The following is a 16,549-nucleotide window of genomic DNA, read 5'->3' on the forward strand; positions in this document are numbered from 1 at the left end:
GGTTCCGCTGCGCGTTCATCGACCTGCACAGGTCACAAGGGGACAGGGGCCTTCGTGGCTTCGGGAGTTATGCGTTGAAGAAGATCTTCTCAGGGGTAGCATCGGCGACCCTCATTCTCATGCTCGCACTCGCAGATGTCGCGGGAGGAATGAGTGCGGTCCCGGCGGCGCTCGCTGCTGAGACGCCGAGTATCACGCTGAACGGCACCGTCACGGAGGGTGACCCCGGGTACCTCAACTCGAAGTCGATTGTGCTCTCGACGGGTTCCGAGACAAAGATCAACTACCGCCTCGTCCCCGGCTACGCTTCGGGCGCCGCGACCGGGGTCACAGTTGCGGTGTACCTCCCCTCGCTCGAGTACGTGGGTGATGGGTATCGAGTCGTTGGGCGGGATCGCGCCCCGAGCCCGCTCGGCGTCCAAGGCCGCGTGAGCGCGGGCGGCGGCTGGAACGTGCTCTCTGACACGACCGTGCAGGGCGGCCCGATCGTGATGGAGTACGACGGCGACCTGCGGGCGGGCGTGAACCCCGCGTTCGACATCTTCCTCACGACGTACAACGACGGCACAGATGGTCCCTACGGCGGTGTGCCCGAGGGGACGCGCTTCGAGATCAACGGCTCCGTCTCGTATGAGATGTTCAACCGCGTCGAGGGCTCCTCCTGGACCACCCCGAACGAGCTGGACGACGAGTCCCGTGTTTCTGTGATCTCCTCGGACCTGCGCTGGGAGACGCAGATCGAGTCGTATGTGCCGGGCGGCGGCCCGGACCTCGTTCCCATCTGGGATCGCTACCAGTACGTCGACTACCTCTACTCCCTCTCGAACACCTCGGACAACGTCGCCGCCAACATCGACGGTTACTCGGTCACCTTCGACATCGATTCGACCGACAGCGATGTGAACGGCATCATCCCGTTCGACATCAACCGCTGGCGGTACGAGGAGGGCGGTCCGGCGACCCCGAACGAGGACCGCAACGACACCTCGGGGCAGTTCGTCGGCGTGCCGGGCGAGGGCGGCGTGCTCATCTACGACGTCACCGACTGGGACGGCACGAGCGAGCTCACCGACGAGATCCCGTACACGTATTCCGGAACGGGTATGCTCACGATTGATCGCGAGCACGGCGCGAACAAGCAGGCTCTCACCCCCGAGGGGGCGGCGGGCGCGTCCGAGCGCAAGTTCCTCATCTCCCTGCCGCTCAGCCGGCAGGGGTTCCCGAACCCGCCCACCACGTTCCGGGTGACGGCCATCACGAACATCCTCTTCGCAAAGACGGCGAACTGGTCGAAGACCCGCATCGCCGAGCGCGAGATCGTCGTGCCCGAGTACGCCTTCACCTTCTCGCACACCGCTCAGCAGCGCGAGGTGGTCTACGGTTACGAGACCTTCACGGAGATCGCGGAGCTGCGCAGCGCGTCGAACGCGCCCACCTTTGACCCCACCGTCCGCTACGAGCTCGATCCAGACGTCGTGCCCGATCGCGTGAGCTACGAGATCCCCGAGGCCGAGCTCGAGCGCTTTGCGGACGCGCGGGTGAACTATCGCTTCGAGGACGAACAGACGGGGGAGACGGTCACCGAGTCGCTCACGCCGACGGCCTCGGATCCGGATCCCGCGACGGGACTCGTCACCCTCACCTTCGATCTCGCGGAGCTGCAAGACCTCGCGTGGGACCGGACGCTCGTCTTCGGGCTCGTCGACCGGGTGGAGGCCGGCGAATTGCTCCCCGTCACTATCAAGGTGTTCGGCGCGCCCTTCCGCGTCGGCGACGTGACGGCGACCGCGACGGCCGTCTTCATCGAGAAAATCGCGAGCAACGACGACTTCGGGGGCAACACCACCTACACCGAGGTGCCGCACGAGACGCCGATTGACGCGGGCTACACCGTGATCTACCCGAAGGAGGTCGTGCCGAACATCGCGGTGCGCATCGACGGCACGGCGGACCGGGCCACAGTGGACTACGGCGCGAGGACCGCGATCGACTTCCTCTTCGGCGTGAACGGCACCGCGGCCGCAAACTCGACGACGACGCTCGCGGTGAATCCGAAAGTCGAGCGGCTCCGCGATGCGGAGCTTACCCTCCGGGCCGCGCTGTTCGAACAGGCGGATCACGTGCGGGTGAGCGTCGAGACGCTCGACGGCACCGTCACTGAGCTGGATCTCGGGAGCCCCGAGGCGAACGGCGACGTGGTCCTCGCCCTGCCCGAACACGTGGCGAAGGTCGTGATCGATACCGATGCGCTCACGACCGATGGTGCCGTGCACTTCGCCACGATCACGGCGAAGGTCGGCGCGAAGCTCGACACACAGCACGTGATCAATGCGAAGATTCGCACCTACCAGCCGAAGCCCTATGACCGGGATGCTACCCGCGAGGCCATGGGCACGATTGACATTCGGCTCCCCAATGAGCTCGCGCCCGCCGTTGACGTCGTCGGCATTTACGGCTCGCAGCGCACGCAGAAGACCACGAACGTCGGCTACGAGTCGACCTTCGCCGCCGAATACCAGGTGGATACGAAGGGCGTGAACTCGCCCGCGTCAAGCTACACCATTGACATGCTGGCGCCTACGAAGTCAGGAGCGCTCGAGTTCTCGAAGATCGCACTGCAGCAACCGTTCCTTGACGGCATCACAGATCCCGTGATCACCTTTGTGAACGCCGCAGGAAAAGAACAGAAGTTCACGGTCTCCGAGCGTGCTGCCGCGGAAGTATCCGCCGCCGACGTGACACTCAGTGACATCGCGAAGATTGTCATCTCGGGGAAAGACCTGCGCATCCAGGGGCTCAGTGCGGTGGCGCTCGTTGAGTACCGGGCGAACATTGAGATCGGCTCATCGCAGACGCTGCGCGCCACCTTCACCGGGACGCAGGAAGCCCCGTACGAGGAATCGAAGACCGCGCGCCAGCAGAACCAGGTGGACGTGCGCGAGACCCAGACAGACGTGAAAGTCGAGGGCGTCAACCAGGTGACGCAGCCACTCGGCGCAGGGAACGCATACTCGGTCGATATCTATCGCTGGTGGAACCGGGGCTCCACCTACAACACGCAGGATTACACCCTCGATCAGGGCTACAAGTCGCTCGGCGGGTTTACGACCACACTCACCCGTCCGACCGCGGCGTCCGAGAACAACGACCAGCGCGTCAGCGTCGATGTCGCGTTGCCGCACACCCAGTTCGACCTCTACTACCTGAAAATCCGCGAGGACATGCGACCGTACCTCGAGTCGGTCGACCTGTTCCGTATGGTCGATGGCACAGAGGTGCTCTGGAAGACCGTACCCGGCGACGCCTGGGTGGAGAACTCCCAAGAGGGTGCCGGTTTCTGGCGCATTGCGACCGCGCGGCCGGGCAGCCCCGACAGCGAGCTGTTCACCACGTACGACTCTGTTGCGGGAGTCAGTGAGCACCCGTACTACAAGGAGGCCTGGGACGCAGATGTGCAGCCCGAGTCGCCGATCTCGCGTGTCTCGGTGCACCTCGAGTTCTCGCGCGAGAGCAACGACGCTGTTCCGCAGATGGCTGGCACGCAGAACGACGTGATCGAGTACATGGGCCGCTTCCACTCGTCGTCCGTGAAGGGCAAGCAGGCGACGAAGCTGACCGCGACCGACACGTTCGGGCACGGCCGTGAGCTCACGCGCACGGCGAGCACCTCGATCAATTCGCTCGTCGCGTACCCGTTCGCGCAGTCAAAGACTGGCGCGAACGACAGCACCGCGCTCGCCAACAAGGTGATTCCGATGGGCAGCACGGGGGAGTACCTCGCGAGCATCTGGAATGTGAACACCGCGAGCTGGTCGTACTACTCCGGACACGGGCCAGACGTGTACTCACCCGCCGCGACCGAGTACGACGAGTGGCTCGGAATGTACGATCCGGCGTCGTTCCACGACGAGCTTGTGTACGAGTTCGTGTACCCTGCGAGCCCGCACGATGATGCCGTCTACAACCTTGACGCAAGTCATGTCACGATCGCCGACACGAGCACACTCACATACCTCACCGGGGTGCGGGTGACCGGTGCGCGCGGCGACATCCTCTCCGCAGACTTCGCAGCCCCCCTCACGCAGGCCCCCCGCTTTGACTACGACAATTCTCGCGAGCGCGGGATCCATGACGACGGCGACGGGACGTTTACCGTCTCGTTCGGTCAGGAAGGCTCCTACCCGAAGCGCTTCGAAGCGATCTTTGAAGAGGTCGCCGGCTTCGGCGAGCGCACCGCAGAGCTCGACGGCGTCGCCCCCGACACCCTCGGCACCTCGCTCGCCGAGGTGGACGTGCGCGTGGGTGGCGTGGTGAACGGCAACCGCGCGCTTCAGGGCACGACGAACCTGTACCGCATACCGAGCGACACCGGGATCAAAGCCCTCATGCACTCGTCGAGCGCCACGCTGACCGGCTACACGCCGAAGCTCGGCGCGAAGCTCGACATGAGCTTCGACAGCGTCAAGGTATACGACTACCAGGCCGACGGCATCACTCCGAGTACGACGCAGGTGGCCGTGGGGATCGAGAACTCCTCCGAGGCGGACATCAAAGACGCCGTGATGACCTTCACGCCCGACGCCGCGTACCGCTCGCAGCTTGTGGCGATCCCGGAGGACATCTTCGACGGGGACTGGTCGGTAGACCGGGTCACGGTAACGCAGGGCGGCACCACGGTCGAGATCGCCCGCGATCGCTTCACCTCGAACCCGGAGACGGGCATGCGCGAGTTTGACCTGCGCACGCTGTTCGCGGACGGCACGCTGCGCTCGCAGCCGTTTGACGTGACGCTGGGTGGTCACGCGACCCTGCTCAAAGAACACATCGACAGCATTTCCGTGGCGTTCGCGCCGCGTGACGGCACGGTCGGCCTGTGGGGCTCGATCACTCGCGCCAACTCGAGCGAGCCGCTCCCTACCCGGATGCGTGACGGGGGAGATGTGTTCGTCACAGGTGTCTGGGTCGACGAGGCCGCGGACGGGCCTGGCTGGAGCTCGAAGCCGACGTTCGTGACGGAGCGCAGCAAGGGCAGCACGGAGCAGATCATGCTGCACAGCGCCTTCTCCGCGAGCGCGGTGGTGACCTCCTACAATCCGATCTTCGTTTCTGCTGGGGGTGGCAATACCGGTGAGAAACCGACGTTGCGGCTTGCGAGTACCGCGAACAGCGATGCCGCGCCGCGGGTCTTCACCCGTGTGGCGCGGATGCAGTCGCTTGCGATTCACCTGCAAGAGGACTTTTCGCGGGCCGACGCGACGGGCCTGTTTTACGACGCGGACACGGGCACTCAGATCGACTACACGAACATCGCGGTGGGCGACACGACCCGTGTGCTCTACGAACTGCGGAACGTCGGCACGACGGCGAGCGACGACGCCGGTCCCGGCTCGCTTCCCATCTTCAATCCGGTGGCGCACATTGAGGCGCCCGCGTATTTGGAGGTGTCGGATGTCCAGGCGGCCTCTGCCTATTTGCTTGCCGATGAGAACCGCGCAGGGCTGATCGCGGAAAGCGTCAACACAGCGGTGACCGTGCCAGAAGAGAGTGTGCAGATCACACGCCTCAATGCCAAGCGCTCCGATGTTGCATTCGACCTGACGCTCAACGACGGCGAGTCCGTGTTCTTCGTCGTAGAGTTCACGGCGACAAGTGATCAGTCCGCGAACCTGAATGTCACCCAGGGCAAGACCCTGCAGTGGAACGTGTATGCGCGCCCCGCCTACACGCACCACTTCATGAGCTACAACAGCGACGGAGCGAATGGGAACCGGGTCACCGGATCCACTGCTGCCGTAAACTTCGACGGCGATGCGTTTGCCGAGCAGCTCGGGAGACTGAGCAACACGGCGTATCGCTACGCCGATCCGAAGCAGCTCGTCATCGAGAGCCGCTTCGACCGGGAGAACGTGTCCGGCGAGGACATGACACTCACCGTGAAGAACATCGGGAACGAGATCCGGCACGACAACACTGCCCTCGACCTCTTCGTCACGCTCGACACCGGTGGCCTGCTCGGCTTCGAGCTGACCGAGTTCCCGAGCGTCCCCGCGCTGAACGTGCCCGAAGGAGCGGCCGCCGCCGCGCAGCCGACGGTCCTCTTCCAGGACGGGGACGGGAAGTGGGTCGACGCGGCCGACTTTGACCCGTCGCAGCACGCGATGCGCGAGATCGGAAAACTCTGGATCCGCTACGGCACCGTGCACGCGGGCGCCGGGCCGTCGAGCTTCGAGATTTCGGGGATTGGGCACTGGCGTACGCCGGGCGCCCAGGGCACGAAATCGTACCGTCTCACCTCGCAGGCGCAGACGCGCCTCACCCACCAGGATGAGACTGGCGCGGGCATCGCCGAGTACAGCTACCGTACCGAGGCCTCGCAGACCGTGTACAAGGCCATCCCGACGGTCGAGTTCAACATCCAGTCTTTCGACACTCACGCCGAGGCGACGGCGCGCTATGACGGCGCGCAGCCGGGGAAGACCGGCTACGTGGCTGGCGACGACGTGCACTACCGGCTCACAGCGAAGAACCACAGCACAGATCAGGGCACGAGCACGAACACGCCCTACGGCAAGGCTCCGCTGCGCCACCCCGTGATCGTCGACAAGATCCCCGAGTACCTCAGCACCGAGTTGAGCCGCTTTGTGCACGCCGGAGAGCTCGACGTCGCAGGCGCCATCGCCGCGGGCGTGCTCGAGATCCGCATGCTCGACGCCGCGGGCGCTCCGCGCGACTTCGCACTGCCCGAGGTCACCGTGCGCTCGGTGACCGGGCTCGACGTCGCGGGCGCCCAGACCTTCGCGAACGACCGGCACAACGACGGCTGGGGCAGGCTTTCTTCCGCCGAGCCCGTCAACACGACCCTGAACCCGGCCGACACCATTGACTTCGACGTGTTCAGCTACGCGTTCGGGGACGAGGATCTCGGCCGCGGCGAGCAGCTCGAGATCGTCTACATGGCCACCGCGCGGGAGCACGATCTGCCCCGGGCTGAGTACACCGACGGCACGGCGGTGTTCGCGCCGCTCTTCGGCTGGTATGGCAGCAATGTGCCAGTCGCGAACTCTGCAAAGCAGACCTCGATGGACCTTGCTGCGCTGCTCCACGATGCCGGAATTACGGGCGACCGGGGCCACGAGATGACCGCCTCCGAGTTCCTGTCGAACTCATACTCCTGGCTCCCCGGCTCCACCGACCGGCGCCGCGACGCGAGCAACTCGCCGGGATCGTACCTCCAAGCGACCTACTATGACGCCTCGGCGAACGTCGAGAAGTCGCACACTGCGCACCTCCGTGAAACTGCCGCGAGCGAGCTGTACACGAGCTTTTCGTCGACCGCGCTCGACGAGAACTTTGCCTACGCGACGAAGGCCCGCGTCGCCGACGGTGCGGTGACCACCCCCGAGCGGATCCTCTGGGCGCAGGACGGCATGCAACTGAACCGCGCCTGGCTGTCGGGCGCGAGCGAGATGGTGCCCGATGTGGAGCGCGCCGCGTGGGGCGCCGATGCGGCGAACTTTGTCGAGCACGACGGTTCACTCAACTCATACGAGCGGCATCGGCTCGGCTACACGCCGTACGTCGAGGACGACTACAGCTACGCCGTGCAACTGCACGAGGAGTTCACCGTGCGCCTCCACGCTGCGAACCTCGGCGACCGCGCGATCGGCAGCGGCCTCGAATACACGGAGATCCTCCCGCTCGGGATCAGCCCATACGACGAATCGGGCCAGCTCCTCGGCGTGACGGCGCTGAGCGGGGGCAATGCCGAGTTGGCGAGCGAGGTCGAGATCCTCCAAAGCCCAGACAACGACCAGGGCTACCGGGCTCCCGCCCAGTCCCAGGAAGCCGGCACCTACGCTGAGACGACCCGCGACGACGGGATCCCCTACGTGCTCCGGGTGCGGGTCGCGGGCGAGGTGCCCGGGCTCTTCGGCTCAGCTGCCGCCGAGCAGAGTTTGCAGTCGCAACGCGTCGAGATCCGGGTTCGCGTCGCGGGCGAGGTGCCGGCGAACGCGAACGGCCTTTCGCTCTGGCACGATCAATTCACACTCAGCACGATCGCGCCAGAGGAGTACCTTGAGATCTATGGCGCCGAGTACGGCGGCTTCAGCCGACCACTCAGCGTGTACAACACGGCCCGCTTCCCGAACGACGGCATGGCGCAGGGCCTGAACGTCAACGATCTCGCCTATGACTTTGGTTCCTACACCTCGTACTTCGCGGTGGAGCCGTGGGGCCGGTATGTGCGCGGCCTGAACGCGCAGGGCACCGCGACCTCCGTTGACAGCGGCCGCCCCGCCATCGTCACGGGGGACGAGCTCGCCATGCGCCGCCCCACGCTCCGCGTATGGAGCAGCGCGAGCAAGGATACGTATCCCGCCGGGATCGATTCGACGATCGAGGACTTCAGCGTCGACCTGTACGAGGAGTTCTCGATCCGTTCGACCGTCGAGAACCAGCAGCTCGAGGTGCTCGGCGAGTACAACCGGGTGAACAGCGGCTACAACCGCTACTCGGGGGAGAACTTCAACGACGATATCTGGAAGAACGCCCCCCAGACCATCGGCGGCGCACGCGGCACCTGGTTCGAGCCCACTGTGACGATCGCGCTGCCCTACGGCATCGCGCCCGTCCTTGAGGACGGCTCGCTCGCCCGGTACGACGGTGAGATCGCGCAGCAGCAGGGCGTCGAGTTCTCGGCCTCCGCGCAGACACTTGGGCTCGGCACCTCGGTGCCCGCGCGAGATCTGAGCGAGCTCTTCGACGTGAGTGTTGAGCTGCTCGAAGACAAGCTCGGCGAACGCTTCCTGCTGCACTTCACGGCCCGCGCCGACCGATCTACCGAGATCGCGGCCGGCGAGTCGCTCGAGATCACACCCCGTGTGGCCACGATCGATACGCCGCTCTACGGGGCCGATACCGATGACAGCCGCTACCAGCACCTGCTCGCGCTCGCGGGCACGCAGCGGCCGGTCTTCGCCCCTGTCGTCTCGGAGCGCTACACGACCGGGGCACCCCCGTCGCTCACCGCGCGCGACCAGGGCGTCTCGGCCGCTCCCAATAACGTGAAGTCCTCGAACGGCCTCGCCATCACGGCGAACGACCGGATCCGCCGCGACGCGACGAGCACGTGGAGCAGCAACATGGGTGCGCTGAAGATCACCGAACGCCTCATCGCTGCCACGGAGCCCTATGGTGCAGACACCGAGCTCACCCTCAACACGGGTACGGGCTGGATCGAGCGCGCTCGCGCTCTGACGCAGGCCGGACCGACCGGCGGCGCAGGCGCCACGGGCGGAGCCACCGCGTACGCCACGACTGGCGCATATGGCAGCAGCGATCTGAACCTGAAGAAGCCGTCGATCACGAACACGACGAAGGCGGCCACCTTCGCAGACGGCGCGCTCGCCGAGCTGATCCAGGTCGACGCGGCGGGGAAGTACTGGCTCGCGACCGAGGTGTCGAACGCGCCGGAGGATGAAACGAATCCCTATGAGCGTGTGAAGACCGCGGGCGACGTCCACAATTCCCGCTTCGTCGTCACCCAGTTCGTCACCAACTTCGCCGCGGCGACGGACGAGGTACGCATCGCAGTTGGCGACGAGGTGCTCGATCGCGCCGCGTTCGAGGCGCTCGGCTACACGGTCGAGCGGATGACGCCCGCCGAGCCCACAGTTGATGCGACGCGCAATCGGATCCAGTGGGTCGTCACGCCGCCCGCGGGGGAGCGCGGCACGCGTGGCGAGCTGAAATCGGGCGAGCGATTCACACTGCTCACCGAACTGCAGCTCATCGATGGCTACGAGGACAACGTCGTCTCCGACGACATCGTCTGGACGGCCGACGAGCTCGTCATGGATACCTACGTCTCACTGATCACGGATGACACAACGCTGATCCCTCGAGAGGTCGCCGGGGCACAACGACCGGCTGACTTCATCGTGCAGTCGCTCGCGTCGATGAAGTATCACACGCACGTGAGCGATCGGGGCGTCGGGATCGACATCGACAGCAATGGAGATTTGGCGGGCCGCTACGCCGCCGACGCTGCCGAGATCGAGATCCTGAAGCCGCGCGCCGAGGTACGCGTCAACACGACCCGGCCTCGCATCGCCTACTCGAATGGGCTCTCGGGCGACACGTACTTCAACTCCTCGGACACGATCGAGTACCTCATCACCCACGCCGAGAACACTGGCTCCGGGCTGACCGAGCTCGTGATCGAGAACATCCTGCCCACGGACACGACGAACGAGAGCACCGTCTCGGTCAGCAACCAGCCGATCACGACGAACACGCGGTACGTCACTTCCGGCACGTGGGAGCTGCCGCAGCGCACGGTGGACCGGCTCGCCGACGCGGGCACCGGGATCGATGACGCCTTCAAGACCTTCGTCTACGTCTCCGACGAGCTCGCCGAGGACGGCTACGAGGCCGGGACATGGTCGCTGCTGAATCCTGGCGGTACCTCGATCCTGCGCAACGAGCGGTTCGAGATCCCGGCGGCGACACAGGCAGGCCTGCAGAAGATCCGGATCGTGGTGCGCGCTCTTGACCCCGAGACGAACCTGGTGCCGCAAGGCACCCGCCTCGCGATCGACGCGGACCCTGAGACGCCCGGAACGCAGTCGGTGCTCGACACTGATCCAACGAACCAGAGCACGAAGCCCTACCCGGCCTCGGTCACAGACCACGCGATCTCACTGGGCGTGCGGATTGGGTCCAACGCGAAGTCGACGCTCTTCGTTTATGACACCGCACAATTCTGGGGCAATTACGTGTCCACGCGGGTGTCGAAGCTTGCGCAGAGCGAGACCCGCTCCTATCTCACCCCGTCGCGCCCCGTGGTCAACGTGAAGTACGACTCGCTCTACTACCGCAGCGACTCCACGAAGCCCGCCGATCAGCGCTTCGGCTGGTCCGACATTACGGCGATCGCTCCGAAGTCGTCCCCGCACCTGAAATTCAGCGGCGAGTTCATCAACGCCGACCGCTCGATGTGGTCGCGCGAGGAGGACAACACGTACGCCGAGGACACCCTGGTGAACCCCTTCGTCACGTTCCAGCTCCCCACGGTGATGGAGTCCGGCGGGGCGTTCACCTACGTACCACAGGCAGACATCATCGCTGATCACCCGCTCGACAGTGCGCACCGCTCGCGCTACTCGCTCACCGCGGACGATACGAACCTGTGGACGTGGAAGCTCGTCCGCGCCGACGGCACTGTGGCGGACCCTGAATCGCACCTGAAGCACACGCGGATCGCGACTGGCCCCTGGCCCGGCTTCGACCGGAACGTGGTGTCGGTGTGGTTCGAGGGCAGCGTCATGCCCGGAGACAAGATCGTCGTCGAGTTCATCGGCGCGGTCGACGCCTACTCGCCCGGTGCCGACGCGGAGGATCTGAAATCCCGTGCCATGGTGACGAACAACACCGGCCTGCTTCACCCGCTGAACTCGCAGCAGAACGCCGCGAACCGCCTCGGCTACTCGACCGACGGCAACGACTTCAACGACAACAAACTGATGAACGACCGCCTGGTCTTCTCGGAGAAGTCGCTGTTCCAGTACGAGACCTACGATAACTTCGGGAAGCGAAAGGTCGCGTATTCCGATCTCAACCGGGCGGGCAGCGTTGCGCCCGAGCAGACGCCTGTGCGTCAGGGCGGCGACTTCACCTTTGAGGTGTCCGTTGACAACTCGAAGGAAGCTGGAGACCGGCCCTACCCGTACCCGATCATGTATGACGTGCTGCCCGCGGCGGGCGACACCTCGATCACCAACCCGACCATCTCGCGCGGATCGCAATACTCGGCATGGCTCCGACCGGAGAGCGTGAAGCTGGAGCGTGAGGGCGCCGATAAGAAGACGTACCGGGCGAACGAATACACCGTATTCGTCGGACCGTTCACGAAGCAGGCCGGCGAGATCGTGGAGACCACCATGGTGCCCCACGCCGAGGCGGCGAGCGAGTCGTTCTACGACGCGCTTGGGCTGCCAGGGGCTCCCTCCGCGGTGCGCGACCAGCACTTCGTGCCGCTCGCTGAGCTCGCGGACCGCCCAGAGCTGCTGCACCGTGCGCAGTCGATTCTCGTGCTCTTCAACAACGCCGCGGAGCAGCTGCCTGGGCAGAACAAGCTGAAGCTCAGCTACACGATGCAGTCGCCGCTCAACGCGCCGGTCTATCTGGAGCAATTCGACGGTGCCGAACGCAAGGCCGAAGCGTCACTGTGGAACTCGTTCATGGCGACGCAGCGGGTCAGCCGCTTCATCCCGCAAGAGTCAAACAACGCCGGCGTCTACGCGACGGAGAAGCGAGACGGCGTCTACCTCGGGAACTACGTCTGGAACGACGTGAACTACAACGGCGAGCAGGACGAGGGCGACGCGGTGCGCGACGGCAACGGCCGCACGCATCTGCAGCCGACGCGCGATCTCGACTTCGATGGCGAGATCGACGACCCCGGCATCAACGGTGTGCGCGTGACCCTGCTGACGCCCGCGGGATACAACATTGACGCGCTCGGCAACCCGATCCACGAGGTTTCGGGTGCGTGGGAGGTCGTCGACGAAGCCACCGGAATGTCGGTGCTCGATGAGGTGTTCCAGCGCCCCATCCCCTCCGAGGGTCCGCTCGTGACCGTCACAGAATCGGACATCGCGGGCAACGCGGGGTACTACACCTTTTCGAATATCCGTCCGGGCGACTACCGAGTCCTGTTCGAGTTCCCGCGCGAGTACGACGCGTTCTCGGCCACCACACGCACCGTGTTCGAGCGGGCCGGCGTCGAGAGCTTCGCGCCGGGTGAGGCGCTCGACATCCCCGCGCAGGTGGACGACGCCGCGCTCGTGGCCATCACCGAGGCGGCCACCGTCGACTCAGCCACGAACGACGCGCAGCGCATGAGCTTCGACCTCGGCGTCGCGCAGATGATCGAGTTCGGCGGCACGGTGTTCGCCGAGGACATTGACACGCTCGACGGCTACCAGTCGGGACCGAACGAGCCGGGTATCCCGGGCTACCATGTCACGCTGAAACGCATGAGTGGCGAGACCGTGCGTGACGCCCACGGCAAGCCGATGGTTGCCGTGACCGACGCGCAGGGCGCATACCGCTTCACCCTGCTCCCAGTTGACCGCCAGTACTACCTGGAGATTACCGACGAGAACGGCGAGTTCAACTCGGAGCGGCTTGTCTCCCCGTTCCTGCACCACAGCGACCCGTTTGCCGAGGCGAACGATAACGACGGGCTCAACGAGAAGGGCACGCGGATCGTGAAGACGAACCCGCTGAACTTCGACCTGGAGGGCCTCTTCACTTCCGGCTTCGCCCCGCGTGAGAGCGTGAGTATCGGCTTCTACGACAAGACGACGTACGGCGTGATCGGCAACCGAGTGTGGGACGACCGCAACCGGAACGGCCTCCAGGACGCGGGGGAGCCGGGAATCGCCGGGCAGCAGCTCGAGCTCGAGCAGTACGTCGAGATCGACGGCGCCTGGACGCGCACCGAGTACACCCAAAGCACAGTGTCGAACGACGACGGCTTCTACTACTTCACAAAGGTGCCGAGCGTCCGCTACGACGGCGCGGAGGCACTGCCGACGAAGTACCAGGTCGTCGTCAATGACCTCGTCACCGGGTACACCTTTGCACCGACACACGCCCGTGGCCCCTCGCCGACAGGCTCGACAGAGCTGGATTCCGACTTCTTCCCGAACGGGACGATGCACGAGTCGGGCGCTCCCCTCAGCGAGCACCTGATCAGCGTCGTGGAGATCGACGACGCGACGGGCGTCGTGTTCGGCATCACCGACAACACGATCGACCTCGGGCTCGTGGAGCACGCGCGCTCGGTGCTGTCGGGTGAGGTGTTCCTCGACGCCGATGCGAGCGGAACGAAGACCGCGGCCGAAGTCGCCGCGGCAGAGGACCGCTACACAGCAACCCTCGAAGTGCGCACGGCCGCCGGGTGGATCACCGCGCGGCAGGACGGCGCGGGGCGCATGATCGAACCAGCATCGGCGCGCGAGAGTGACGCGCCGATCCAGCAGGCGGGCGTTTCGGCGTATCGCTTCGAGGAGCTGCACATTATCGACAGCGTGCGGCTCGTGCCCTACGAGTACCGCGTGCGGATCACCGAGGTGCCACTCTGGCAGGGCCTCACGGTGCTCGGCGCGGGAGACGATCCGGCGATTGACAGTGACTTCACCCAGGCGGATCGAGGCGCGACGCTCACAGCGGTCTCTGAGACCCGAGTGCTCGGCGCGCTCCAGAACGAACTGCTGCCCATCGAGACCCGCGTGGGGACCCCTGCGGAGGACGTCGATCTGGGGCTCGTGCCGCTCAAGCGTGAGGCGCTGATCGGCGACTTCATTTGGGACGATCGCGACCGCGACGGGCTCCAGGGCGCCGCCGAGCCCGGCCTGGGAGGGATCCGCGTGGTGCTCAACCGAGTGATCGACGGCGAACTCGTGCCCGTCGCTGAGACGGAGACGGACGGCGACGGAGCATACGCGTTCACCGCCGCGGTGGCCGAGGAGGATCCCGCGAGCGCGCGCGTTGACCAGCCGCACCGCTACGTCGTGGAATTCGCCCTCAGTTCGCGCCAGACGGTCTCCCCGTTCAAGACTGGCAGTGACGACGCGAAGAACTCCAAGTTCGCTGAGCTGATTGCCGGGGGCGCCGCGCGCTACGGCCACGCGATCGCCGATCCTGCGCACACGGTGATCTCCGAGGAGTTTTCGCTCGTCTCGGCCGATGGGAACGGCCTCGCCGAGTACACGACGGTGACCGGCACCGAGCGCATCGACGGCGGCGTGATCACGCACGACTCGATCCGCATCCTCGGCGACACGGTCTACCACGACCGCAACGCCGACGGCGTGCAGGATCCCGAGGAGCCGGGTATCCCCGGGATTGAGGCGGCCGTCTACGCTCTGAACCGAGACACCGGACTCTGGGAACCGTACACGGACGGAGACGGCAAGAGCACAGCCGTGACCGATGCTGACGGTCACTACTCGTTCGCGGTCGAGGTCGCCGATCTCGACAAGGGCTCGCCGCACTACCGCACCCCTGCGGAGTATCGCGTGCTCATCAAGGCGCCGGCAAACCTCAAGCTGGTCGAGCAGAACAACGTGTTCTTCCCGCAGCAGGGAGGTGACGTTGCCGGGATTCCGATCGCGAAGCCCTATAGCTTCGTGCTGACCGAGCCGATCGCGCTCATCGAGGCGGGGGACGCAGGCTCTGCGAATTCCGCGGCGCCCGTGCTCGATCTCGAAACTGCCCATGACGTCCTCACCGCCGACGCTGGCTTTGCCGTGTTCGACACCGCCGTGACGATCGGCGGGCGGATGTGGGAGGACGCCAACCACGACGGAATCCAGGACGCCGATGAGGCGGGGATTGCCGGCCGCATGGTCGCCCTGTGGGAGCGCATCGACGGCACCTGGACACGCGTCGACGGGCTCGACGGTGTGGGCGAGACGATGACCGATGCACTGGGCAGCTACCGCTTCGAGGTCGCGCCCACGCACTACGAGGAGGGAGCGGACGGCTTCCTCGCGCCGCGGGAATACCGCGTCACCGCAGAGCGCGCGGGCTACCAGCTCTGGTCGCCGCTCAATGTGGGTGACGACCGCGCGCTCGACAGCGATATCAGCACGCTGAACGAAGTGACTCAGGCCCCGGAGTTGCCTCAGCCCGTCTCGCACACGGGGGCGACAGCGGTCTTCTCCATTGCTGATCACTCGGACGGAGTGGTCGACCTCGCCTCTGCCCGCGATGACGTACAGATGGACATCGGCGTGAAGACACACCCGCACCTCACCACGATCGGGGGCACGGTGTGGGACGACGCCAATGAGGACGGCACGCAGCAGCCTGGCGAAGCGCCGTTTGCCGATCGCGAAGTAACCCTGTGGGAGCGCATTGACGGCGAGTGGCGGATCGCGACTGACGCGAACGGTGATTCGACGCAGCGCACCGACGCGGAGGGCCGCTACGGCTTCGCAGTGTTCCCCACGGAGTACGACGCCGCGGCCACCGGCTACCTTTTGCCACGCGCGTACCGCACCACCGTTGAGGTGCCGCGCGACTTCGCCCTGAGTGCCGGCAGCCTGACCGCTGCGATCGAGGGGGAGCGGGCTGCCTCGATCCAAGCGCGCATCGTGGATCTGGCACCCGAGACGCCTGTGACGCCCGAGCCGCCAGTGGAGCCTGAAGCTCCTGTGGATCCTGAGGTGCCCGTGGACTCTGAAGCGGGCGAGGGCGTTGCTGTGGCTGGCGCGGGTGGATCATCCGACGCAGGCGGCCGGATCGATCTGGCGAGTGTGCGCGAAGACCACTCACTCGGCTTCCCGTTTGCGCGGGTGCCTGTCCCGGCCACTCCGATCCCCGGCCTTCCCGTGATCGGCGATCTCGCGATCACCGGCACCGGCCTTGGCCTCGGCATGGCGGGAGTCGCGGTGCTGTTGCTCGGGGCTGGCGCGGTGCTGATCGGCGTGCGCCGGCAGCGTGCGAAGCAGGAGCGATAGGAATGGCGATGGGG

Annotated in this window: 1 protein-coding gene; it reads left to right on the top strand. The window is 65.7% G+C overall.

Annotated features, from left to right (window positions below; genetic code table 11):
- The first annotated feature begins 74 nt into the window (after positions 1-74).
- Positions 75-16,535 (top strand): SdrD B-like domain-containing protein, encoded by a 16,461-nt coding sequence (locus tag K1X41_RS13240; protein WP_258566555.1) that lies wholly within the window; start codon positions 75-77, stop codon positions 16,533-16,535.
- Positions 16,536-16,549 lie beyond the last annotated feature (14 nt).

It is taken from the genome of Leucobacter luti (assembly GCF_019464495.1).
Lineage (GTDB): Bacteria > Actinomycetota > Actinomycetes > Actinomycetales > Microbacteriaceae > Leucobacter > Leucobacter luti_A.